Raw genomic sequence first — 23,291 nt, forward strand, 5'->3', positions numbered from 1 at the left:
ACCTTTCCTTGCAGACCGGGGTAGCCTCAGCCCGCCTCCGGATCCACACCCTGCTGATTCTCTCGTTCGTTACCGACCCCATAGCCCAGGAGCATCGATTCCTTCAGATCCTCTCGGAGCTCTGCATCTTCCTTGGCCGCGTGAAGGGCGAGGAAATCCTCCATCGGAGCCTCCGCCATCGACTCACCAGAGCGATAGATGCTGTTCCATTCCTCTCTGGTAAGTTGCTCCGCCTTCTCCTTGCTCTTGTCGACCGAGTTGTCCGAGATATCTCCGACGACCTGGCCGATGACCTGCTCCGCGGCACCACTGGCCGTGTCGGTCGCTAGAGGGATCAGCACGGCGGCCGCACCCACCGCAGCCGTCGCCGGCAGGAACGCGACGCCGGCGGCGATTCCCACCCCTGCGCCGAACTCCACCCAGCCCGCACGTTCGGCCACCGCCTTCTCGTAGTCCTCGTGCTTCTTCATGTTGTCCGCCTGGACCTGGTCGGCCCTGGACTGGTCGAGCATGCCCTGCACCACTGCACCGACCCGGACGGTCGAGCGTGCGGCATCAGAGTCAATGGTTCCATCGGGGCCCACGTGCGTTTCCAGCACGCTTCTTGTGTATGCCTGCTCCGCCGCGGAAAGGGTGGCGTAGGCGTCCGGGTGCTGGCCGAGAGCACTGAGGAATTGGCGAGCGTTCGAACGGGCCTTGTCCCCGTCATCACCGAAGGGGATATGCCCTTGGATATTCTTGGTGGGGGCAAAGACGCCATTCACGTCGCCTTTGTCCAAAGCCCAGTTGATGTCGTCGATATATCCCGCACCCATGACACCCATGCTGTCCGCCAAGCCCTCCTGGTGCTTGAGCAAGCCGGCGTCCGCCCCGTACTTCTCCATGACCTTCCGCATGATCGCGGCGTTGTCGGCGTCCCGTTGCGCACGCGGATCCGGCTCGCCTGCCGGGTAGCCCAGAGTCGCCGCCTCCAGGGCATGACCCAGCGCGTCCGGCATGTACTGGACGGTGGGTGCCAATTTTTCCGGATCGGTGGAGTTGGAGTCCGGGAAAGACTCCCACTTCCCGTTTCCGAAGAAGTCGAGGTAGTTATCGATGGCCACCTCTTCCTTCTTGTCGATGCCCTTTTCGCTGGTCTCGACATCCATTTTTCCGAGGTCTGCCGTGGCACCTCGGTTGACCGTGCCGTCCTCGTTGTAGGCCGTCGGTTCATCGGTGAAGAACTTCTTTGCCGCGTCGGGACTGTTCCCCAGCGCCTCCAGCATGGCGGTGGTCGGGTCATAGCCGGACCCGTTCTTCCCCGAGGGGTTGAACGGGTTGTCCTGGAAGCCGTTCACCTGCTTGTTGCCGGCGAACCGGTAGGGATCCTTCTGATGCAGCTGCGCCACGTGCTCGGCGATCGGGTTGAGGAACTTCGCGTCGTAGTGCCCGTAGCGCATGATGCCGCCGAGCAGTTGATAGCCGTACGGGCCGCCGCCGTTGTCGTACTTGGACAATGGGATCTGCTGGGTGCCCATCTTGCGGAGCTCCGGGCCCCACTCCGCGGTGAACGCCTTGTCGTGCGAGGCGGCGGCCAGGCTGAGGCCCATATTCTTCTGGAGCGCCTGGACGTCCTTGAGCCGCTCCTCATCAACCTTCGTGCCCTCGTGCGTATCCGTGGCGAGCTGACCGAAGAACGCGAGCGACTTCTCCGGACCGAGCTTCTCGTAGAAGCCAGTGGCGAACTCAGTCGAATTGGCGTTGTCACGCAGCAGCTCGTTGAGCGCCTGTAGCTGGGCATGTGTCAGGTCGCGTCCCTTGCGTGCGAGGTCGGCGGCGCGGGCAGCTTCTTCCTGGTCCAGGTTCTTGTACTTCGGGCTGCTGAAATCCTTGCCCTCGCTGACGTTGGCCTCGAGCACGTTCTTAAAGGCGACGTCGGTGTCGTTGCAGTTGTCGACGATCAGGTCGATCTTCTTCTGCCAGCTGTCGACGGCCTCCTTCTGCTTGCGCAGCGCTCCGGGATAGTCGGGATCGTGCCGCGCAGTCACGTCTTCCTCCAGCGGCCTCCGCGGCGTGACCTTGCCCTTGGCATCCACATGGATACCCGCCGCGCGCCCTTCGACGTCGCGGATGTTCACCAGGTCGTCCTTGGCCTTCTTGAAGGCGGTGTGCGCGTCCTCCAGAACGAGCTTCACGCCTCTGGCCTCGGCGACCGCGTCCTTGAACTCCTTGGCGGTCTTGCCGATGAACCCTTTGGTGACGCCGGCGTTCACGCCGTCCCACTCGGCCTTGTCCGCCTTGACCTTCATGCCGTCATTGGCCACCTCGGCCAGGCGCTGCAGCTTGGTGACCATCTCCGACCAGTCGTCGGCAGCCTCCTTCAGCTTGCCGAGTGGTGCGTCGATGATGTCCTCGTACTTCAACACGCCAATTCCCCCCGTGGCTTACTTCAGATACTCGTTGAGCTTCGACACGCTGAGCAGGTCGCCGACGATCTGAACGTCGTCCTTGTGATGGGCGGCCTTGGAGTAGTCGAGGTGGTTCGAGATCTGTGCGCAGGCATCGAGGAGCGTCTTGAGGTGCGTCTGCCAGCGGTCGTTAACCTTCAACAGCCCGGATCCGCTCACGAAGTTGCCATTGGTGAGCGCGATGGCCGCGTCGAAGGTCGTGGGCCTGGCGTGATCGCCGTCCTTCGACAGCCGCGTGCGCAGTTCGTACGCGTCATGCCCGATCGCACCCAGGTCGTCATCGTTGACGGCAAGGTCAGCCTGTGACGGGCCTTTCGGAGTTCCTGGTTCGGCAGGTACGCCATTGAGGCGCATATCAACCCTCTGGGTCGACTCCGTACGAAGTCCCGCCCATTCCGCATCAAACGTCATAGATTCCCCGTGATGATCTACTCAAGCGGCCGAGGCCTTGGACAGATACACTGACTCAAGGCACCAACACTAGCCGCCGGAATTCACGGAGTGGCATCAAAACAAGACATCTCTGCACCCCTGCCGCGGAACACCGAAAAGTAGCGCACGAACGCGACTAGCTAGCCTTTTGGGGCGCCGGGCAACCATTTCACGCCATGGCTGGCGCGACCGTGAGACCGACTACCTAGTGCGAGGTGTTCTCTGGCGCACCGGGAGGGGGAGCTGTTGGCGGATACGGCGGCTGGAACTGCGGCTGCCCATAGCCGTACGGAGGCTGATACGCCGTCGGAGGCTGTGCGGCAACGGCCTTTCGCCGACGGGAGCGGAGCACCGCTGCTGTCACGCCGCCGCCGACCAGGGCTGCCGCGGCAACCCCCAGGCCAATCCAGAGAGCGCTACTGCCGCCTCCGTCCGCAGCCGCGGCGGCAGGCGCCTCGCTCTGATCGGCACCGCCCCCAGCCTCGGACGCCGCTGCGGCGAGATCCGGAAGCGGGTACACATCGGCGGGCCCGGGGTCCCCGGGAGTCTTGAGCGCGATACGAGGTCGAACGATTCCGTAGCCGATCCCGTCGGACCGCTTCTTGCCGCTGACGGGGCCGCCTGCGGTGTTCAGCATGACCCGCAGGACCTGGTTGTTGGTCCAGTCTGGATGCTTGGACCAGATCAGGGCCGCCGAGGCAGAGGCGACAGCTGTTGCGTAGCTGGTACCGCTGCTCTCACACAACTGGGTTCCTCCGGAACACGCGTGAACGGTGTCCACGCCCGGCGCTGCGAGATCAACCTGCGGTCCGTACTGAGAGGATTTAGCCCTTCGAAGATCTCTTCCGACGGATCCCACGCCGACAACACCTGGCGTCCCGGACGGATACTCGATCGCGTTTTCCTTATCTCCGCTGTTCCCTGCGGCCGCGAAGATCAGCACCCCTTCATCCAGGGCGTATCTCACAGAATCCGTCAACCGTTGCGATCCGACGTTATTACCGAGAGAGATATTGATGACCTTGGCACCCTGATCGACAGCAAAGCGAATTGCCGCCGACACGTCATCGTTGAAATTTCTATCCCCTGTCGCACCGTTAACTTTACCTACGCTGTCCTTTACGCGGATCGGAAGAATTTTGGACCCCGGGGCCAAGCCGAAGGCGCCATCCCTACCACCGGCATTGCCGGTTCCAGCAATGATTCCCGCAATCCCGGTTCCATGATTCTTGTAATCAGTGCGCTCGTCCCCCGGAGAATCCGTCGCCAAATCCTTCCCTTTGAGGACACGCCCCTGAAGATCAGGGACTGAGGCATCCACACCTGAATCGATCACCGCAACAGTCACGTTCTTACCGGTGCTGGTCTTCCACATCTGCTCGGCACGCATCACATCCAGATGCCACTGGCGGGAACGAACAGATTCAGCATGTGCAGGGGTAGCCCCGACCAAGAGCAGTGCCACTACAGAGGACAGGGCGGCCCCACGCCGGGCAACGGCTGCACTGGTGGCACCCATTCCATTCCCCTTTTCTGGATTCAGTCGATCACCAGCGGCCCGACGGCTCAGGTGCTCTGCTGCAGAATCTGTCCGTCCTCCTCTGGACGGAATCAGCAATCTTGCCTTTCGCCCTTGCGTGAGTCACAAGCGCGTCGCAGACCCCATACCTTCTCGCCCATAGCCGCCTACCGTCCCCCTGCGCGAGAACCGGTGAGGCCCTTTCAGCCGACGGGGCCCGGCCCTTGGCCGGGTGGAGGCCCGTAGGACGCATCGGAGTACGGGCTGTTCGGCGGTGAGCCGTAGGCAGAATGCGGCGGTTGGGGGTGCTGCGGGTGTGGATACGGCTGCTGATAGGCCTGCGGAATGGTTGCAGCAGCGGCCACAGCGCGTCGGCGGCGGGTGACCAACACGGCACCCACGACACCCGCCAGGGCCACTGCCCCGACACCAAGGCCGACCCAGAGGCCTGTGTCACCACCATCACCGTCACCCGAGGCGGACGTTGCAGGGTCTAGAGGCCTCGCCGAGCCATCAGCAGCCTTGGACGACTCTGCGGAGGGCTTCTCCTTCGCTGCGGCCTCCGCCTCGGCCAGGTCCGGAAGAGGATACTCATCGGCCGGACCGGGGTCGCCGGGCTTCGTCAACGCCGCCCCCGGACGCACTGCTCCGTAGCCGACGTAGTCGTTGCGCTTGGCGCCGCTGGTCGGGCCACCAGCCGTATCAAGCATGACCCGGAGGACCTGGTTGTTCGTCCAGTCCGGGTACTTGGACCAGATCAGGGCGGCGGAGGCGGAGGCGATGGCGGTGGCCGCGCTCGTGCCATAAGACTTACAGAAGTCCGTCTTGCCGGTACAGGCGTGAACCATATCCTCACCCGGGGCGGATAGATCCACCTGAGGTCCGTAATGAGAGAAGTCGGCCTTCTTCAGATCTCTGCCGATCGCACCGACGCCCACCACTCCAGGAGTGGACGCCGGGTACATGACCTTGTTTCCCTTTTCTGCATCGTTTCCGACGCCGGCGAAGATCAGAGACCCCTTATTTAGGGCGTACTTCACAGCCTCGTCGAGGTTCCGCGAACCCGCCTCGGCCCCCTGACTGAGATTGATGACCTTCGCGCCGGAATCAGCAGCGTACCGAATTCCCTCTGGCACAGATCTATTGAAATCCCTCAACCCCTCCGCCTGGGTATTCAACTTCTCTCCAGGGGTCATTCGAATCGGTAGGATCTTCGCGCCCGGCGCCAGCCCGAAAGCCCCAGCTCCCCCATTCCCTCTGCCTGTTCCAGCGATCAGTGCCGCCATCCCCGTACCGTGACCGTCCGGATCGGTGTGCTCGTCACCGGAGGCATTCAAAGCCAGGTCCTTGCCCTTGAGGACACGGCCTTGAAGGTCAGGGACGGAGTCATCGACACCGGTATCGATCACCGCGACCGTGACACCCGCCCCGGTACTCATGGCCCACATCTCTTCTGCCTTCATGGCATCGAGGTGCCACTGCATCGACCTCATGGAATCCGCATGAGCCGGTGTGGCGATACCCACCAGCAGTCCGATCACCGATACGAGAACGGCGTGGGTGTGCACTTTTCGCTGACTGCCGATGGGCATGCGTTTCCCTTGCCAGAAGTTGGTCAGTCGATAACTGGTGGCACTACGCGGCGGGATCCCTGCTGCCACGTCTCTTCGTCCTCCGTCAGATAGTCAGGCCTCTCGCTGCCCTCATCCCGACGTGGGCCACCAGCGCGTTGCGAGCCTGCGGCACCTCGCCCCATCGCACCCGTGCCGCGTGCGCCTTCGCCTGACGACGCTCCTCGCACAAGTCCCGTGCCTCCAGGCGTGAATGGCCGTGCGCCGGTTTGGCCGGGCTGCGGTGGGCGGCCGCCTACCATTCCGCCTGCTTCGCCAGCGAGTCGACGCCCGCCGACGATGCCGCTCTGCCCGCTTCCAACGGCACCGCCCGGCGCGTGCATCATCGGTGCACGACCCCCGTGAGCGCCTTCGCCGCCGACCACCAGTCCGCGCGGCAGGCCGCCCACCGGCCGCCCCGTGGTCTGCGGAGCAGGCCTGCCGCCGACGATACCGTTGGCCGGAGAGGGGCGTCCGACTTGTCCACTACCAGGACCGTTGGGACCTGGCATGGCCAGAGAAGGCCGCACGGCACTTACCGGCCGGCCTGAGCCGTTCGTCGACGGCAGCGGAACAACACCCTTGTTCAGAACGGGCGGAACTCCACCCACAACAGGCGGAAGACCGACGTCGGGCCTTCCCCCACCAGGCTGTCCTTGAACCGGAGTCACTGACGGCAGTGCAGGCGCGTCGGGAAGTGTCGCGACGCTGTCGATACCCATTTCGACCGGCGGAACCGCCGGCGACGTCGGCACTGGGGACCTGATCGCACCTACGTCTGGACCGCCACGGGACACACTCCCGTCAACACCAGATACTGGGCTCGGTGTCTCGCCACTTGATGAGGAGCTGCTACCGCCCGATGTGACTGGACCGATGCCTTTCGTACCGCCGAAGTTGGTCTCGTCCCTCGGCACGATCGCCATCGGCGGAGGCGGGAACGTGGGCTTTTCCAACCGGTCCATCTCCATCGTGGACTGGTTGTACGCCTCCGACAGAGCCTTCATGCGCTGCGCAGCCTCGTGGCGGGCGGAGTCGTTGGCCGCGATCTGGGCCTCCGCCTTCTTCGCGATGGCTGCGGCGTCCGGGTCGTTCCTAGCCTCCAGCGCCGCTTCGAGGTTCGCCTCGGCGCCCTTGTGGATGGTGCGGGGGATGGTGGTCTTGGCATGGGTGATCGCGTGGGACGCCTGTGTGAGCCACTTGGCCGCGCCCGCGCTGTATTCGCCGAGGCGCAGAGTCTCGTTTGCCAGGTTCGCCGTCCAGGTGCGGAACGCGTCGCTGCCGTCGCCCTTCCACTGCACGATCTGAGGACGGACCTTCAGCTCCTCGGCGATCTTGTGGATCTCCTCGGCCGCAGACTTCAGCCGATCCGCGGCCCCACGCACCGCACCGCTGTTGGCCTGGTCCAGCCACTTCAGCATTTCTTCGTGGGTCATGCCTTCGAACTTGCTAGCCATCCCGCTCCCCCATCCGGTCCGGTGCCGTACCCGTGATCACTATTCCCATGAAAGACCGTCTGTGCCCGAGGTGTCACCGCTGGACGACGGAACCTCCGCCGGCCGGTCACCGCTCTGCTTGGTCACAGGCGCTTCCGCCTTGTCCGGCTTCGGATAGTGCTCCTCCACACCAGACTTGATGGCGAGCATGCGTTCGCGGATGTCCTGGTCCATGTTGTCGTAGCCCTTGTGCGAGGCCAGGACCGCGATGCTCATGCCCTCGATGGAGTCCGAGAGGAGCTTCGACAGGGTCTCCAGCTCGCCGACGACCTTCTCGTACGAGGCGAACATGCCCTTCGCCTCCGGCCAGGACACGTCGCCGAACTGGCTGTCCTTGATGGAGATCTCGCCCAGCTTCTTGGCGTCCGCCGGTGATGCCTTCAGGTCGACGAGGATCTCGTCGATGCGGTCCCGGAACTTGGTGAAGGACTCCAGCTCGGTGTAAAGCTCTGCGACCGCACTTTGCGCCGCAGCGACGGCGCCCCCAATGAATCCCCCGAAGAGCCCCCCGGAGGAGCCGGCCCCTTCGGAGCCCTCTCCCGTCGCCACAACACCCTCCCCGTTGTCCTGCTGGTACAGCTTCGAGGATCACTGTAGCCAGCATCGGTGACAGCTCGCACCCTTTGATTGCACGTGCAATGCGCGTCACACCGGTCCGACGGCTGTAACGAGCCAGTCAGGGCTTGGGTGTTGCCACCGCCGCCTGGGGCCTGATGGGGAGTCGGTTCACCGGGCGGCCCGTTGCGGAGCGGACCGCCGAGGCGACCGCCGCGGGGGCCGTGACGACCGGGACCGCCGAGGCCGGTTTCGCGCCGAACGGGGCCACCACGTCGCGTTCCTCGACCAGTTTCACGATGCGGATGTCGGGGGCGTCCAGCGAGGTCGGGAGTGCGTAGCCGGTCAGGTCGGGGTGGCGGATCAGGCCTCTCGCGGTGCGCAGGTTCTCCGTGAGGGCCGCGCCGATGCCCTGGGTGATGCCCGCCTCGATGCGGATCGCCAGCTGGGCGGGGTTGAGGACACGGCCCACGTCCTGGGCCACCGCCATTTCGACCACGCGGACCGAGCCGAGCTCGATGTCGACGTCCACCACCGCCCGTACCGCGCAGAACGCGAGGCCGACGAACGCGTCGCCCTGGCCCGACTCGTCCAGTGGTTCCGTGGGGTGCGGGCGGCACTGGGCGGTGGCCCAGAGTTCCTTGCCGTCCAGTGCTTCCGTGACGGTGGTGGAGAGCACGCCGTCGTACGAGGTGATCTTGCCGTCGGCGATCTGGAGCAGCTCCGTGGACATGCCGAACTTGTGCGCCAGCGGCTGGAGGAGCTGGGTGCGGACCATCTTCGCCGCCCGTTCCACCGCCCCGCCCGACACCCAGGTGTGGCGGCCGTGCGTCGCCGGGCCCGCCGGGGGCTGGTCGGTGTCCACCGCCGCTACGTGGACCTCCTCGACGCCCAGGGTCTCCTGGACGATCTGGCGGGCGAGGGTCGTGAAGCCCTGGCCTGTTTCGACCGCCGCGCAGATGACGGTGGCCACACCGTCGTGGACCCGGACCGTGGCCGTGGAGACCTCGTCCGTGCCCTCGGCGCCGAGCATGTGGACCATGCCGAGGCCGTAGCCCACGCCCCGGCGCACCGCCCCCGGCTCCCCCGCGCCCTCGGGCCCGCCCGGCAGCAGCCAGTCGTCCTCGGGGGCGTCCTTCGGGAGGGCGGGGAGGGGGTAGTCGCGGACCGCCTGGAGCAGTTCGGCCACCGGGGCCGGGCAGGTCACCGTCTGGCCCGTGGGGAGGATGTCGCCCGTGGAGAGCGTGTTGCGCAGGCGCAGTTCGGCCGGGTCGATGCCCAGCTTGGCGGCCAGCTTGTCCATCTGGCCCTCGTACGCCGCGCAGACCTGCATCGCGCCCTCGCCGCGCACATGGCCCGACGGCGGGTTGTTCGTCCGGACCGCCCAGCCCTCGATGAAGGCGTGCGGGACGACGTACGGGCCGCAGGCGAAGGCCACGGCCGCCGCCAGGGACTCCGACGAGGCGTCGGCGTACGCGCCCGCGTCCAGCAGGATCTGGGCCTCCACCTTGACCAGCCGGCCCTCCGTGTCCGCGTGGTGGCGGTAGCGCAGGAGGGTGGGGTGGCGGTGGGTGTGGCCGAGGAAGGACTCCTCGCGGCTCGCGGCCAGCTTCACCGGGCAGCCGGTGCGCAGCGCCAGCAGGCCCAGCGGGATCTGGAATCCCGGGTCCTCTCGGTCGCCGGTCGCGCCCGGCACCCCGGTCACGACGACCTTGACCCGGTCCGGCTCCAGGCCGAAGCAGGCGGCGATGAGGTCGCGGTCGGTGTGCGGGTCGGTGGAGGCGGTGTAGATCTCGACGCCGCCGTCGGGCCTCGGCACGGCGAGGCCGGCCTCCGCGCCGATCGGGGCCGGGTCCTGGCGGCCGATGCGGTAGAGGCCCTCGACGACGACCTCGCCCGTCGCCTCCGCGTCGCCGTAGCGCAGCGGGATGTGGCGGATCAGGTTGCCGTCGGGGTGCAGGGGCTCGGCCGCGAACGCCTTCTCCGGGTCCGTGACCGGCTCCAGCACCTCGTACCGTACGGCGATGGCGGCGGCGGCCAGCCGTGCGGTGTCCGGGTGGTCGGCGGCGACCGCGGCGATCGGCTCGCCGTGGTGGCGGACCAGGTCGGAGGCGAACACCGGGCGGTCCACCACATGGCGGCCGTAGTTGCTGTCCCCCGGCACGTCCTCGTGCGTGACGACCGCCCGCACCCCGGGCATCTCCTCGGCCGCCGAGGTGTCGATGGACACGATCCGCGCGTGCGGGTGCGGGGAGCGCAGCACGGCCGCCCACAGCAGGCCCTCGGCCCAGAGGTCGGCGGCGTACGGGAAGGTGCCCTCGGTCTTCGCGCGGGCGTCGGCGGCGGGGAGCGACGCCCCGAGGCCCATCCGGGGCTGCTCCTGGCCCTGGTCCGGGCCGCCGCCGGATCCGCCGCTCAGCGCGTCGATCCTGGGCAGGCCGGTGCTGGTCGCGTTGGCCGCGGTGGCCGCGTCGCCGCTCACGCCGCCTCCTTGTCGTTCGCCTGGTGCTGCTGTTGTACGGCGGGGCCGCGGGCGTGCCTCACAGCGCCTCTCCCTCGTGCGGGTGGGGCACCTGCTGCACGCCGCCGGCGCCCGGCTCGGCCTGGTGCGGGATGCGCGCCTCGTCCTGGACCGCCGTGGCCGCCTCGGCGTTCGCCTCGCGGGCCGCGACGACGTCCGCGACCGCGTCGAGCACGCCCCGGTAGCCGGAACAGCGGCAGAGGTTGCCGCAGAGGGCCTGGCGGGTCTCCAGCTCGCTGGGGGCGTGGTTGCCCTCCAGCAGGTCGTGGACGGTCATCGCCATGCCGGGGATGCAGAAGCCGCACTGGACGGCTCCGCAGGCCGACAGGGCGCGCTGGACGTCGGACGGTTCGCCGTCGACGGCGAGGCCCTCGACCGTACGCACCTCGCTGCCCGCCGCCGTGGCCGCGGGGACCAGGCAGGAGGCGACCAGCCGGCCGTCGACCTGGACGTTGCAGGCGCCGCACTCGCCCTGCGAGCAGCCGTCCTTGGCTCCGGCCAGGCCGAGGCGCTCGCGGAGCACGTAGAGCAGGGACTCGCCGATCCAGGCGTCGCTGACCGGGCGGTCCACGCCGTTCACATGGAGCAGGTAGGACGCGGAGGGGTGCTCGCTCGGGGCGTCGAGCAGGGCGGGGGCGGGGGCAGGGTCGGGGGCCGGATCCGAGGCGGCGGTGAGGTCGGTGTCCTGGGTCGGGGGTGCCGTCCGGTCCGGTTCCGCTTCCGGGCCGGGGAGCGGCTCCGTTTCCGGGTCCGCTTCCGGTGCCGTTTCCGATTCCGTTTCCGGAGTTGCTTCCGCACCGGGCCCGGTGGCGAGCTCGGGCTCCGTGCCCGCCGCCGGGTCGGGTTCCTCCGTGCCGGGCAGGGTGTCCGCGGCTTCCTGCACCGCTGCCGGTTCCTCCGTCGCCGGTTCCGGGGCTTCCTCCGTCATGGGTACGGGGGCGGCCTCCGGTTCCGGCGTGGCCCAGGGGGCGGGGGCGCCGCCGGGCAGCGTGGCGGGGCGGGCGCTGTCCGCGTACCACTGCGGGGTGTGCGCCGAGGCCAGGAACTCGCCCGATTCGTCCGGGAGATCCCCGTCCGCGACCGGGATCGTCCACTGGCCGGTGTGTCCGGTGTGGCTCGCCTGGCCCGTGTGGCTGGTGTGGCTCGCCTGGCCGGTGTGGCTCGTCCGGTCGGTGTGGTCGGTGTGGTCCGTGTGGTCGGAGACGCCGGTGCCCCCGGAGGCACCGGGTGCTTCCGGGACGCCCTGCTGCGGGGCTGCCGGTGTCTCGCCGAGGGCCTCGGTGAAGTTCCACTGGGCCGTGGCGTGCGAGGTGTCCTGGTACGGGCCCTGGTAGCCGCCGGGCACGCCGCCCTGCTGGTTCGGATCCGGCCAGTGGACCGCGCCGGTCTCCCGGGCGGCGGCCTCGTGCGCGGCGGCGGCCTCCTGGGCGCGCTGCTCGGCCTGTGCCTGCTGGGTCTGCGTCTGGATCACCCAGCTGCCCGTCGCCGCCGGGTCCAGACCGGCGGCCGGGGTCAACGGAACGATCATCGGCGGGACGTACCCGTGGCCGGGCGCGGCCAGCGGGATGTTCGCCAGGTCCTCCGGCGGCAGGTGGACGAACGCGGTGGCGTCGGCGTCGAAGCCGTCGCCCTGCGGGGTCGGCTCCCAGCCGCCGTAGCGCGGGTCCGGGCCCTCGGAGTGCCCCTGCCCCTGCTGCTGGTGGGGGTTTTCCTCATTGCTCACGACAGTGCCCTCCCCAGCGCGCGTCGGGCGAGCGCGGCGACGGTGCGCCGCAGGTGCAGGACGGCCGGGGACAGCGGCGGGGCCTCTGTGCCGTCGGCCGGTGGTGCGTGGTCCGGGATGCAGGCCGCGGCGACGTACTCGCCGAAGGCCGCCAGCGCGTCGGGGGCCAGGCCCCGCTCGCCGTCCCAGTCGATCAGCGAGGCGATCCAGCGCTCCGCCTCCAGCGGGCGCAGCGGCATCGGGGCGATGGCGCCGACCGCGCAGCGCACGCCGCGCCGGGCCGGGTCCAGGACGATGGCGACCGAGGCGGTGGCGCGGCCGGGTCCGGTGCGGCCGGTGGCCTTCAGGAACACCTGCGGGGCGTGCAGCAGCGGTACGCGGACGAAGCCGATCAGCTCCGCGGGCTCCAGCAGTTCGCGGCCGGCCAGCAGGTGGGAGACGGGGATCTCGCGGCGGGCGCCGCCGGGGCCGGCGATGACGAGTTCGGCCTCCAGCGCGGCCAGCACCGGCAGGGCGTCGCCGGTGGGCGCGGAGGTGACGATGTTGCCGCCGAGCGTTCCGGCGTTACGGATCTGGGGCGGGCCGGCGGCGCGGGCGGAGGCGGCGAGGGCGGGGATGAGGGCGGCGAAGTCGGGGCGGCCCATGCGGGCGTGGGTGAGTCCGGCGCCGAGCAGCGCGTGGCCGTCCTGGTAGTGCCAGCCGCGCAGCTCGCTGATCCGGCCCAGGCCGACCAGCCCCGAGGGGCGCAGGAGCCCCTTGTTGACGGCTGCCATCAGGTCCGTGCCCCCGGCAACCGGTACGGCTGCGGGCATGGCGCCGAGTGCCGCCACGGCCTCGTCCAACGAGGCCGGCAGTGTCACCGACTGCGTCGCCTGCGGTGCGTGCGTGGTCAACCCAGCTGCCCCTTCCCGGTCTCCCGGCTGTCCCGCCTGTTCCGCCGTACGGTACGTGTTCACAGCCCGGACGTGGCAACTCTGGCACATCTTCCGATCGGACCGGCGCGAGGGTCCGCGAAGGGTGGATCCGTCCCTGACCTGCGGGATGTTCCGGTTTCGCATGTCTTCGGCGCAGAGGGTGAATTGCCACTCTTCAGCGAGGCTTGTACGACTTATTCCGTTCGCGCTCTCGCGTGGGGGGTACGTCGGCAGGCGGCCGGGCCCGGACGCGCGTCGGCCGCGGCGGTCCCGGAGGGCGCCCCGAAGGGCTCCCGGAGGACGGCCGCGGCCGACGGGCCGGTGCGCGGGTCAGACCACCGGAGGCTCTCCCTCCAGCGGGCGGCCGAGGATGCCGGGGCGCTGCTGGCGGGGGTACGGGCCGGCCGGCGGGCGGTAGTCGACGCCGAGGGCGTCGAGCCGGGCGTAGTGGGCGGTCATCCGGGCGTCGAAGGCGGCGAAGTCCCGGTCGGCCGGGGCGGGCAGGGCGGACCAGGCGACCTCGGCGAAGGCGGCGAGGCGCGGGAAGACCTGGTAATCGACGCGGGCCCGGTTCTGCATGACCTCGGTCCACACGTTGGCCTGAGTGCCCAGGATGTGACGGGCCGCCTCCTCGCTCAGGCCCGGCGGTACGGGCTCGAAGCGGTAGACGTTCTCCAGGGTCCTGACGTACCCGATGGGCATCGGCTCGTCGGGGCCGCCGTCCTGACGGTGGTCCAGATACACCTGCTGCTCCGGGCACATGACCACGTCGTGCCCGGCCTCGGCGGCCGCGATGCCTCCGGCGTAACCGCGCCAGGAGGAGACCGCGGCCCCCTCGGCGAGGCCGCCTTCGAGGATCTCGTCCCAGCCGATGAGGCGGCGGCCGCGCGCGGTGAGCCAGGCGTCGAAGTGCCGGATGAACCAGGACTGGAGCCCGTCCTCGTCCTTCACGCCGAGTTCGGCGATCCGGGCCTGGGCGAGCGGGGACTCCTTCCACTGGTCCTTGGGGCACTCGTCGCCGCCCATGTGGACGAAGGGCGAGGTCTCGGCGGGGAAGAGTTCGAGCACTTCCTCCAGGACGCCCTCGAAGAAGCGCAGGGTGGTGTCAGTGGGGGCGAGTACGTTCGGATTGACGCCCCAGGTGTCCCAGACGGAGAGGGTGGTGGTGTCGATGACGTCGGTGTTGCCCAGTTCGGGGTACGCGCTGATCGCGGCCTGCGAGTGGCCCGGGATGTCGATCTCGGGGACGACCCGGATATGCCGCTCGGCGGCATAGGCGACGATCTCACGGATGTCGTCCTGGGTGTAGAAGCCGCCGTGAGGGGTCTCGTCCCAGAGTTCGGAGGCGCGGTGGCCGTATTTGGTGCGCGCACGCCAGGAGCCGACCTCGGTCAGGCGCGGGTGGCGCTTGATCTCGATGCGCCAGCCCTGGTCGTCGGTGAGGTGGAAGTGGAAGACGTTCAGCTTGTGGGCGGCGAGCAGGTCCAGGTAGCGCAGGATGTCGTCCTTGGGCAGGAAGTGCCGGGAGACGTCGAGCATCAGACCGCGCCAGCCGAAGCGGGGTTCGTCCTCGATGCGGACCGGCGGGACCTGCCAGGAGCGTCCCGGGGCGAGCGGTGCGCGGCGGAAGGCGTCCGGGCCGAGGAGCTGACGGAGGGTCTGCGCGCCCCGGAAGACGCCCGCCGCGCTGCCGCCCGTGAGGCGTACGGCGTCCGTCTCGACGGCCAGGCGGTAGGCCTCGGGGGCGAGCGCGGCGTCGAGGGCCAGCACGATGCCCTGCCCGGCCGAGCCGGAGCCGTCGCCCGCGCCCGTGTCGGCAGCAGCACCCGTGTCCGTAGCGGCGCCCGTGCCGCCGGCCTCCGGCAGGGGCAGTCCGGTGGCCGCGCCGAGCGTGGTGCGCAGCCAGTGGGCGACGCCCTCCGTGCCCGGTGCGGCGCTCAACGGGGTCCCGCGGTCCAGTGCGTACGGTCCGCAGGGAGCAGCGGTCAGGGTGCGCGGGGCCGGGATCAGACCGAGTGCCGCGGGGTCCGCGGTGTCCGTCGCCGTCCTGTCCTCGGGTGTCATGACATCAGTCCTTAACCGCTCCGCCCAGTCCGGAGACGAGGCGTCGCTGTACGAGTACGAAGAAGACCAGTACGGGGATGGTCATCACCGTCGAGGCTGCCATGATCCCTCCCCAGTCGTTCTCGTCCGGTTTGAAGAAGACCAGCAGCGCCATCGGCAGCGTCGACTGGGAGGTGTCGCTGATGATGAACGACTTCGCGAACAGGAAGTCGTTCCAGGTGGTGATGAAGGAGAAGACGCTCGTCGCGACCAGGCCCGGGAAGACCAGGGGGAAGAGGATCTGCCACAGGAAGCGGGTGCGGCTGGCCCCGTCGATGTAGGCGGCCTCCTCCAGGGCCTCGGGGACGGCCTTGACGAAGCCGCGCAGCATCCAGATGGCGAACGGCAGCGAGAAGGCGAGGTGCGGCAGGATCAGCGAGCCGAGGGTGTTCAGCTGGCCGAAGTCGCGCATCAGGAAGAACAGCGGGATGGTCAGCGCCTCCACCGGCACCATCTGCGCCACCAGGAACATGATCAGCAGCGTGGTGCGGAACTTGAAGCGGAAGCGGGTCACGGCGGTGGCGGCCAGGAAGGCGACCAGCGCGGAGAGGATGACGACCGTGCCCGCCACCAGCAGGCTGTTGAGGAAGTAGCGGCCGAAGTCCTGCTGTTCGAAGACCCGGCGGAACGAGTCGAGCGAGGGGGCCAGCGTCCAGGGGCGGGCGTCGGTGGACTGGATCTCCCCGGCCGGCTTGAAGGCGGAGAGCACCATCCAGTACAGCGGGAAGGCGACCGCGACGGCGATGAGCAGGGCGGCGGCCTCGGCCATCAGCCTGCCGGGCCGCTTGACGCGCAGGAGCCCCGCAATACCTCCGCCGCGTGTGCCGCCGCGTGCGGAGCGGTCGGTCGTCGCGCTCACAGTTCCTCCCCCTGGCGGCGTACGAGACGCAGATAGACGAGCGTGACGGCGAGCAGGATCACCAGCATCACGACGCCGATCGCCGATCCGAGGCTGTACTGCGAGGACGCGAACGCCTTCTGGTAGGCGTACACGTTGAGCACCAGGTTCTGGCCGGCGATGCCGCCGCCGTTGGTCATGACGTAGATCTGGGTGAAGACCTTGAAGTCCCAGATGATCGACTGGATGGTGACGACGATCAGGATGGGCTTGAGCATCGGCGCCATGATGGTGCGCCAGATCCGCCACTGGGACGCGCCGTCCAGCGAGGCGGCCTCCAGGACTTCGGTGGGGATGGCGCGGATGCCCGCGTACACGGTGACCATCACGAACGGGAACGAGCACCACAGGACTTCGAGGAGCACGAGCGCGAAGGCGCTGTAGCGGCCGTACGTCCAGGAGAAGTCGCCCAGTCCGAGCACCTTGTTGACCGGTCCGAAGTCGGGGTCGAAGAGGAAGACCCAGACGGTGGAGCCGGTGATCGCGGGGGTGGCCCAGGCGCCGAGCGCGGCCATCATCAGGGCGAGCCGGGGCAGGGCGCGGATGCGGGTGAGCAGGACGGCGAGCGCGCAGCCGACGGCCAGGGTGGAGACCACACAGGCCGCGGCGAACAGCACGGTGGCGAGGAGGACCTGCCAGAACTGGCTGTCGTTGAAGAGCGTGGCGTAGTTGCCGAACCCCTGGAAGGTGGTGGGTTCGCCGCCGCTGACCTGGGCCTGGGTGTACTCCAGGAACGAGATCAGGCCGAGCTGGTAGATCGGGTAGACCAGCAGTCCGGCGAGCAGGACGAGGGCCGGCAGGAGGTAGAGCCAGGGGGTCCAGCCGGAGTGCCCCCTGGGGGACACGGACCGGCCGCGCCGGGGCGGGCGGGCGGCCCGGGAGCCGTCGCCCGCCCCGGCGGCGCCCGCGGGCGGCGCCTTGAGCGCGGAGGTGTGCGTGGTCATCGTCAGCCGGCTTCGGTGAAGGCCGCGTCCATCTTCTTCGCCGCGTCGTCCGAGGCCTTCGCCACGTCCTTACGGCCGGAGACGATCTCCTGGAACATCGTCGGCAGGATCAGCGAGGCGTCGATCTGGCCCCAGGCGGGCGAGGCGGGGACGAACTTGGCGCCCGCACCGAGAGTCTGGACGAACGGGGCGACGAAGGGCTCCTTCTTCGCGGCGTTGTCCAGGACGTCGGTGTAGGTGGGCAGGAAGCCCATCGCGTCGAACATCTCGGCCTGGGTCTTCTTGCCGGAGAGCGACTTCATCAGGTCGACGGCGAGGGTGCGGTGCGAACTGCTCTTGAGGACGCCGAGGTTGTTGCCGCCGGCGAAGGCGGGGGCGATGGAGTTCGGGGCGACGCCGGGCAGCGGGACGACGGCGTACTTGCCCTTGACCGCGCCCGCCTCGACGGCGGCGTGGCTGAAGTCGCCGCCGATGGCCATGGCGGCCTTGCCGGAGGCGAAGGCGGTCACGGTGGCGTTGCCGCCCATGGAGGCGCACTTGGCGGCCGGGCAGTTGTCGTCGCCGAAGAGCGAGGTGTAGGCCTCGATGCCCTTGCGGGCCTTCTCGCTGTTGATGCCGGACTTGTAGGCGCCGCCGCTCTCGCCCGCGAGTTCGCCGCCGTTGGCCCAGATGAAGGGCATCGCGCCGTAGGTGTACGCGCCGCCGACCGCGAGGCCGTAGAGGTCGGGCTTCGCCTTGTGGATCTTCTTGGCGGTGGAGATCAGCTCGGCCTGGGACTTGGGGGGTTCGATGCCGAGGTCCTTGAAGACGTCGGTGCGGTAGTAGAGGGCCCGGACGCCGACGAAGAAGGGCGCGCCGTAGACCTTGTCGCCGACGGTGACGGACTGCTTGGCGATCGGGTCGGTGTCCTTGGCCTCGTCCCAGGCGCCGAACTCCTCGGTGACGTCGGCGAGTCCGCCGTCCTTGACGTATCCGGCGGTGTCGCTGTTGCCGTACTCGATGAGGTCCGGGGCGCTCTTGGGGTCGTTGAAAGCGGCCTTGATGCGCTGCGCGCGGGTGTCGACGGGTATGTACTCGACCTCGACCTTCGCGCCCTTGTGGGCCTTCTCGAAGTCGGCGACGGCCGCGTCGACGACCTTCTCCTTGGGCTTGTTGCCGACCTCCTGGAAGAGCCAGACACGGAGCGTGCCGCTCTTCTCGTCACCCTTCGCACTGGTGTCGGAGGTCTGCGGCGCGCAGGCGGTGGCGGTGAGGCCGGCCAGCACAAGCGCCGCAGCCGGGGCGGCAATTCGGGCAGAAAGCTTCATCCGGAACCCCTACCGGTCATGCGTTGCACCATGTGCAACGTGCGTTTCGTTCTGCACAACTGGCAGGAGAGTAGATCCGCGCCCCGGAGACGACAAGTGGTCTCGACCACTCTGTGACCAGCGAATGCAGCCCGTGCAACGCGACGGTCCGGTCACCTTCCGTGAGCAGGCATGGAGAAGGCCCCCGGGGCGCGCGGTGACGCGCGCCCCGGGGGCCTGTCGGCGAAGCGGTGGGAGCCGGACCTACTTCTTGTCCTTGCCGCCGCCCTTGCCCTTGTCCTTGTCGCCGCCGGCGCCCATGGACTCGTAGATCTCCTTGCACATGGGACAGACCGGATACTTCTTGGGGTCGCGCCCCGGCACCCAGACCTTGCCGCACAGCGCGACCACGGGAGTGCCCTCCAGGGCGCTCGCCATGATCTTGTCCTTCTGGACGTAATGGGCGTAGCGCTCGTGGTCGCCGTCGCCCCTCGACACCTGCGGCGTCGGTTCGACGAGGGTCCCCGTACCTGCCCCGCGATCGGGCTCAAGAGTGCTCATAACCGCCAAGGGTACTGAAAGCCGCGGCCTTCAGCGGCCCTCAGTTGAGCGAAGGGTCGTCCGGATACGTGGCGATCATCGCGAGCTCGCTGCGCTGACGGCGGAGCACCGCACGCCAGAGCCGCTCCGGGCGCGGCGACGAGACGTCGCCGGGCTCCGACTCGACCACGTACCACGCGCCCTCGTTCAGCTCGCCCTCCAGTTGACCGGGGCCCCAGCCCGCGTATCCGGCGAAGATCCGCAGCGAGCCGAGGGCGGGGCCGAGCAGCTCCGGCGGGGTCTCCAGATCGACCAGGCCGATCGCCCCGTGCACCCGGCGCCAGCCGAGCGGACCCTCGTCGCCGGGGATCACCGCCACGCCGAGCGCGGAGTCGAGCGAGACCGGGCCGCCCTGGAAGACGACGTCCGGCTCGCCGGTGAGGCCGGCCCAGGACGCGAGGATGTCACCGACGCCGACCGGGGTCGGGCGGTTGAGGACCACGCCGAGGGAGCCCTCCTCGTCGTGGTCGAGGAGCAGCACCACCGCGCGGTCGAAATTCGGGTCCGTGAGGGCGGGTGCGGCCACGAGCAGTCGCCCTGTGAGCGAGGACACCTCGGTCATGGCAGGAATGATCCCGCATCTTCGCCCTCCGCGGGGGCCGAGTGACCGTGATGCCGCCCTCAGCAGACCGAGCGCAGCTCAGGGCGCACGGAGGCACGGGGAGCGCACGGTCCGGCGGGGGTGCGGTGGGCCATCCGGACGGTAACCCTCCGCAAGATCGGATGCGCGGAGGGTGTTGTGGCGGATTCATGACGTTCGTACACCCCCCTTCGCCTTACGGAAGGGGGGTAGGAGGCCATTACCCTTTTCGTTGGCCCCCTGCCCGACCACTCCGGAACGCGAGATACATGACCGGCACAGACGATGTCCTGCTTGTCCACGGCGGCACCCCGCTGGAGGGCGAGATCCGCGTCCGAGGCGCCAAGAACCTGGTGCCGAAGGCAATGGTCGCCGCGCTGCTCGGCAGCGGGCCCAGCCGTCTCCGCAACGTTCCCGACATCCGTGACGTACGGGTCGTCCGGGGACTGCTGCAGCTGCACGGCGTCACCGTCCGCCCCGGCGACGAGCCGGGCGAACTGATCCTCGACCCCTCGCACGTCGAGTCGGCCAACGTCGCCGACATCGATGCCCACGCGGGTTCGTCACGCATCCCGATCCTCTTCTGCGGCCCGCTGCTGCACCGCCTCGGCCACGCCTTCATCCCGGGCCTGGGCGGCTGCGACATCGGCGGCCGGCCGATCGACTTCCACTTCGAGGTGCTGCGCCAGTTCGGCGCGACCATCGAGAAGCGGGCCGACGGCCAGTACCTGGAGGCCCCGCAGCGGCTGCGCGGCACCAAGATCCGGCTGCCGTACCCCTCGGTGGGCTCCACCGAGCAGGTGCTGCTCACCGCGGTGCTCGCCGAGGGCGTCACCGAGCTGTCCAACGCGGCCGTCGAGCCGGAGATCGAGGACCTCATCTGCGTACTGCAGAAGATGGGCGCGATCATCTCCATGGACACCGACCGGACCATCCGGATCACCGGTGTCGACAAGCTCGACGGTTACACCCACCGGGCGATCCCGGACCGTCTGGAGGCGGCCTCCTGGGCGTCTGCGGCGCTGGCGACCGAGGGCAACATCTATGTGCGCGGCGCCCAGCAGCGCTCGATGATGACCTTCCTGAACACCTACCGCAAGGTCGGCGGCGCCTTCGAGATCGACGACGAGGGCATCCGCTTCTGGCACCCGGGCGGCGCGCTCAACGCCATCGCGCTGGAGACGGACGTGCACCCCGGCTTCCAGACCGACTGGCAGCAGCCGCTGGTGGTGGCGCTGACGCAGGCCGCCGGCCTGTCGATCGTCCACGAGACGGTGTACGAGTCGCGGCTCGGCTTCACCTCGGCGCTCAACCAGATGGGTGCGCACATCCAGCTGTACCGCGAGTGCCTGGGCGGCTCCGACTGCCGCTTCGGCCAGCGCAACTTCCTGCACTCGGCGGTCGTCTCCGGACCGACCAAGCTGCAGGGCGCGGACCTGGTCATCCCGGACCTCCGGGGCGGCTTCTCGTACCTGATCGCGGCGCTGGCGGCGCAGGGCACCTCCCGGGTGCACGGCATCGACCTGATCAACCGCGGTTACGAGAACTTCATGGAGAAGCTGGAGAAACTCGGCGCGAAGGTGGAGCTGCCGGGCGGTTCGCTCGTCTGACCCCGCACAGTGCTGCCGCACACAGCGCTGCGCACCCGGCGCCCCGGTCCTCTCACGGAGGGCCGGGGCGCCGTGCTGTTCCGGCGAAGCGGCCCGGGGTGGTGCCGGCGATCCGCTTGAAGTGCCGGGTGAGGTGGGACTGGTCGTGGAAGCCGACCTCGGTGGCCGCCTCCCCCGGCGGTACGCCCTCCAGCAGCAGGCGGCGGGCGAGGTCGACCCGGCGGGCCGTCACGTACTGGTGCGGCGCGATGGCGTAGGCCGCGCTGAAGGCCCGTACGAGGTGGGTCGGGTGCGCGTGGACCAGCCGGGCGGCCTCGGCGAGCGTGATGCCCTCCCGCAGCCGCTCGTCCAGCAGCTCGCGCAGGTCCCGGGCGACGCCCGGGCCCGGCCGGGGGTGCTCCGGGGCCCCGGCGGGCCGCAGATGGCCGCGCAGCCGCTCCTCGACGAACGCCAGGCGGCTCTCCGCCTCCAGCGCGTCGCCCGGGTCGGCGAGGGCGGTGTGCAGCCGGGCGACGCGGGCGCGCAGCAGCGGGTCGGCCAGGTCGGGGGTGTCGACGGCGGGGCCGATGAGGCTCGCGTCGAGCCGGCTCAGGTCCAGATAGAGCACCCGTTTGCGGAAGCCGTCCGGGGTGGCGGGCGAACCGTTGTGCGGAACGTGCGGCGGCAGCAGGCTGACCGTGCCGTCCGGGGTGCCGTGCCGGTGACGGTCCAGGTCGTAGCGGACGGCCCCGTCGTCGACGATCAGGAGCGTCCAGGCCTCGTGGACGTGCATGGGGTAGGCGTGCTCGGTGAAGCGGGCGTGGAAGACCTCCACGACACCGGCGACGGAGGGTCGCCAGGCCGAGATCTCCTGCGGGCGGCTCACGCGGGTCACGCCAAGAACGTACAAGACGCTCCGGTGGGGCGGCGGTCAGTCTCGGAGCATGGGAAACACGCACGAGAACACCGGCGGCGGCGCGGTCGCGCCCGTCCGCTTCGACACGAAGATCGCGGTGCTGCTCCGCGACGACCTGGAGACCTGGCAGCGGCTGAACGTGACCGCCTTCCTGGTGAGCGGCCTGGGAACGGCCGCGCCCGAGGTGGTCGGCGAGCCCTACGAGGATGCCGACGCGACCGTGTACCTGCCGATGCTGCGGCAGCCGGTGCTGGTCTTCGAGGGGGCGAAGGAGACGCTGACCGCCGCGCACACGAAGGCGCTCGCCCGGTCGCTGAAGGTGGCCGTGTTCACCTCGGACCTGTTCGGCACGGGGAACGACCGGGACAACCGGGCGGCCGTACGGGCGGTGGGGCGCGACGCGCTCGATCTGGTGGGGCTCGCGGTGTACGGGCCGCGCAACGCCGTGGACAAGGTCCTCAAGGGCGCGCGCATGCACCCGTGAGGTCCGGGGCCACCGGCCCGCCCGCAGGGGCTGTGCGGGGCGCATGTGCCCCTGGCATGCGTGAGGGCGGCCACTCCTGGTCGGGAGTGGCCGCCCTCTGTTGCGCCTTTGAGGGTTACTTGCCCTTGGCGGCTTCCTTGAGCTTCGAGCCCGCGGAGACCTTCACGCTGTAGCCGGCGGGGATGTTGATCGGGTCGCCGGTCTGCGGGTTGCGAGCGGTGCGAGCGGCACGGTGGGTGCGCTCGAAGGTCAGGAAGCCGGGGATGGTGACCTTCTCGTCGCCCTTGGCGACGATCTCACCGACGGTCTCGGCGAGCGCGGCCAGCACGGCGTCGGCGTCCTTGCGAGTCACCTCGGCGCGGTCGGCCAGGGCGGCCACCAGCTCACTGCGGTTCATGTTGTTACTCCCGTGTTCTTCTTGCCTGTGAGGCGTGAGATCGAAGCCGATGCTGCCAGGGCCCTCTGACAGTCCCCGGACCCGGGTCTGATGTCAGACCCTCTCGCCCGATTACGCATCCTGCCCCCACCAGCGGCGGGAAAGCCAATCCGGAACCCTTCGGGGTCAATGAAAAGCGCCACGGTTGGCTCGTGGTGACGCTCCGTCGACTTGGCCGAGCGGTCCGCAGCGGATGCCGGGCCCCGCAGGGCCCACTGCCCGCCCACCCTAAAGGGGC

Annotated in this window: 19 protein-coding genes; 2 read left to right on the forward strand and 17 right to left on the reverse strand. The window is 69.2% G+C overall.

Features of this window, described 5'->3' with window-relative positions:
* Window positions 1-26: 26 nt before the first annotated feature.
* The 15 genes from KV381_RS12830 to KV381_RS12900 form a co-directional block, all read right to left on the reverse strand.
* Complete coding sequence (locus tag KV381_RS12830) at window positions 27-2,405, reverse strand: hypothetical protein (protein ID WP_218785239.1); 2,379 nt, start codon at window positions 2,403-2,405, stop codon at window positions 27-29.
* Between the two features lie 18 nt (window positions 2,406-2,423).
* On the reverse strand, window positions 2,424-2,858 hold the full coding sequence (locus KV381_RS12835) for a hypothetical protein (RefSeq protein WP_030087573.1): 435 nt from the start codon (window positions 2,856-2,858) through the stop codon (window positions 2,424-2,426).
* Between the two features lie 226 nt (window positions 2,859-3,084).
* Complete coding sequence (gene mycP, locus KV381_RS12840; protein WP_078611287.1) at window positions 3,085-4,398, reverse strand: type VII secretion-associated serine protease mycosin; 1,314 nt, start codon at window positions 4,396-4,398, stop codon at window positions 3,085-3,087.
* Between the two features lie 203 nt (window positions 4,399-4,601).
* Window positions 4,602-5,990 carry a type VII secretion-associated serine protease mycosin gene (mycP, locus tag KV381_RS12845; protein ID WP_078611286.1) on the reverse strand — a complete coding sequence of 463 codons (1,389 nt, stop codon included), beginning with the start codon at window positions 5,988-5,990 and terminating at the stop codon, window positions 4,602-4,604.
* 23 nt (window positions 5,991-6,013) lie between these two features.
* Window positions 6,014-7,444: a hypothetical protein gene (locus KV381_RS12850; protein ID WP_218785240.1), complete on the reverse strand. Its 1,431-nt coding sequence runs from the start codon at window positions 7,442-7,444 to the stop codon at window positions 6,014-6,016.
* Window positions 7,445-7,504: 60 nt separating this feature from the next.
* Complete coding sequence (locus tag KV381_RS12855; protein WP_256995059.1) at window positions 7,505-8,053, reverse strand: hypothetical protein; 549 nt, start codon at window positions 8,051-8,053, stop codon at window positions 7,505-7,507.
* A 127-nt stretch (window positions 8,054-8,180) separates the two neighbouring features.
* Window positions 8,181-10,541 (reverse strand): xanthine dehydrogenase family protein molybdopterin-binding subunit, encoded by a 2,361-nt coding sequence (locus tag KV381_RS12860; RefSeq protein WP_181008055.1) that lies wholly within the window; start codon window positions 10,539-10,541, stop codon window positions 8,181-8,183.
* A 58-nt stretch (window positions 10,542-10,599) separates the two neighbouring features.
* Window positions 10,600-12,303 (reverse strand): 2Fe-2S iron-sulfur cluster-binding protein, encoded by a 1,704-nt coding sequence (locus KV381_RS12865; RefSeq protein WP_218785241.1) that lies wholly within the window; start codon window positions 12,301-12,303, stop codon window positions 10,600-10,602.
* The gene (locus tag KV381_RS12870; protein WP_030087564.1) at window positions 12,300-13,196 is read right to left on the reverse strand and encodes a xanthine dehydrogenase family protein subunit M; all 897 of its coding nucleotides are present in this window, start codon (window positions 13,194-13,196) and stop codon (window positions 12,300-12,302) included. Before KV381_RS12870 ends, KV381_RS12865 begins: the two co-directional genes overlap by 4 nt.
* A 351-nt stretch (window positions 13,197-13,547) precedes the next feature.
* The gene (locus tag KV381_RS12875) at window positions 13,548-15,281 is read right to left on the reverse strand and encodes a beta-N-acetylhexosaminidase (protein ID WP_218785242.1); all 1,734 of its coding nucleotides are present in this window, start codon (window positions 15,279-15,281) and stop codon (window positions 13,548-13,550) included.
* A 4-nt stretch (window positions 15,282-15,285) separates the two neighbouring features.
* Window positions 15,286-16,179, reverse strand: coding sequence for a carbohydrate ABC transporter permease (locus tag KV381_RS12880; RefSeq protein WP_030628938.1), 894 nt, complete (start codon window positions 16,177-16,179; stop codon window positions 15,286-15,288).
* Entirely contained in the window at window positions 16,176-17,162 is a 987-nt protein-coding gene (locus KV381_RS12885; protein WP_030628935.1) for a carbohydrate ABC transporter permease, read from the reverse strand. The genes KV381_RS12880 and KV381_RS12885 overlap by 4 nt, the downstream gene beginning before the upstream one ends.
* A gap of 2 nt (window positions 17,163-17,164) precedes the next feature.
* Window positions 17,165-18,469, reverse strand: a complete 1,305-nt coding sequence (locus tag KV381_RS12890) for an extracellular solute-binding protein (RefSeq protein WP_098024298.1) — start codon at window positions 18,467-18,469, stop codon at window positions 17,165-17,167.
* 243 nt (window positions 18,470-18,712) lie between these two features.
* The gene (locus KV381_RS12895; protein WP_006124925.1) at window positions 18,713-19,009 is read right to left on the reverse strand and encodes a DUF3039 domain-containing protein; all 297 of its coding nucleotides are present in this window, start codon (window positions 19,007-19,009) and stop codon (window positions 18,713-18,715) included.
* A 40-nt stretch (window positions 19,010-19,049) separates the two neighbouring features.
* A complete protein-coding gene (locus KV381_RS12900) occupies window positions 19,050-19,610 on the reverse strand; it encodes a YqgE/AlgH family protein (RefSeq protein WP_030087559.1) in 561 nt (186 codons plus the stop codon).
* 287 nt (window positions 19,611-19,897) lie between these two features.
* On the opposite strand from KV381_RS12900, the gene murA reads away from it, so the two are divergent.
* A complete protein-coding gene (gene murA / locus KV381_RS12905) occupies window positions 19,898-21,238 on the forward strand; it encodes a UDP-N-acetylglucosamine 1-carboxyvinyltransferase (protein WP_006124927.1) in 1,341 nt (446 codons plus the stop codon).
* A gap of 52 nt (window positions 21,239-21,290) precedes the next feature.
* Here the strand turns inward: murA and KV381_RS12910 are convergent, their stop codons facing one another.
* Window positions 21,291-22,112, reverse strand: coding sequence for an AraC family transcriptional regulator (locus KV381_RS12910; protein WP_032786986.1), 822 nt, complete (start codon window positions 22,110-22,112; stop codon window positions 21,291-21,293).
* A gap of 49 nt (window positions 22,113-22,161) precedes the next feature.
* On the opposite strand from KV381_RS12910, the gene KV381_RS12915 reads away from it, so the two are divergent.
* On the forward strand, window positions 22,162-22,617 hold the full coding sequence (locus KV381_RS12915; protein WP_218785243.1) for a DUF2000 domain-containing protein: 456 nt from the start codon (window positions 22,162-22,164) through the stop codon (window positions 22,615-22,617).
* A gap of 115 nt (window positions 22,618-22,732) precedes the next feature.
* On the opposite strand, the gene KV381_RS12920 is transcribed toward KV381_RS12915, so the two are convergent.
* Window positions 22,733-23,014 carry an HU family DNA-binding protein gene (locus tag KV381_RS12920; protein WP_003968811.1) on the reverse strand — a complete coding sequence of 94 codons (282 nt, stop codon included), beginning with the start codon at window positions 23,012-23,014 and terminating at the stop codon, window positions 22,733-22,735.
* Between the last annotated feature and the right edge of the window lie 277 nt (window positions 23,015-23,291).

Source organism: Streptomyces sp. WY228 (assembly GCF_019287315.1).
Taxonomy (GTDB): Bacteria; Actinomycetota; Actinomycetes; order Streptomycetales; family Streptomycetaceae; genus Streptomyces; species Streptomyces caviscabies.

Excerpts from the sequence above, each read along its gene's own strand:
- murA (WP_006124927.1), top strand. The coding sequence starts at position 19,898 with ATGACCGGCACAGACGATGTCCTGCTTGTCCACGGCGGCACCCCGCTG.
- KV381_RS12895 (WP_006124925.1), bottom strand. The coding sequence starts at position 19,009 with ATGAGCACTCTTGAGCCCGATCGCGGGGCAGGTACGGGGACCCTCGTC.
- KV381_RS12890 (WP_098024298.1), bottom strand. The coding sequence starts at position 18,469 with ATGAAGCTTTCTGCCCGAATTGCCGCCCCGGCTGCGGCGCTTGTGCTG.
- mycP (WP_078611287.1), bottom strand. The coding sequence starts at position 4,398 with ATGGGTGCCACCAGTGCAGCCGTTGCCCGGCGTGGGGCCGCCCTGTCC.
- KV381_RS12835 (WP_030087573.1), bottom strand. The coding sequence starts at position 2,858 with ATGACGTTTGATGCGGAATGGGCGGGACTTCGTACGGAGTCGACCCAG.
- KV381_RS12920 (WP_003968811.1), bottom strand. The coding sequence starts at position 23,014 with ATGAACCGCAGTGAGCTGGTGGCCGCCCTGGCCGACCGCGCCGAGGTG.
- KV381_RS12875 (WP_218785242.1), bottom strand. The coding sequence starts at position 15,281 with ATGACACCCGAGGACAGGACGGCGACGGACACCGCGGACCCCGCGGCA.
- mycP (WP_078611286.1), bottom strand. The coding sequence starts at position 5,990 with ATGCCCATCGGCAGTCAGCGAAAAGTGCACACCCACGCCGTTCTCGTA.
- KV381_RS12885 (WP_030628935.1), bottom strand. The coding sequence starts at position 17,162 with ATGACCACGCACACCTCCGCGCTCAAGGCGCCGCCCGCGGGCGCCGCC.
- KV381_RS12915 (WP_218785243.1), top strand. The coding sequence starts at position 22,162 with ATGGGAAACACGCACGAGAACACCGGCGGCGGCGCGGTCGCGCCCGTC.
- KV381_RS12900 (WP_030087559.1), bottom strand. The coding sequence starts at position 19,610 with ATGACCGAGGTGTCCTCGCTCACAGGGCGACTGCTCGTGGCCGCACCC.
- KV381_RS12850 (WP_218785240.1), bottom strand. The coding sequence starts at position 7,444 with ATGACCCACGAAGAAATGCTGAAGTGGCTGGACCAGGCCAACAGCGGT.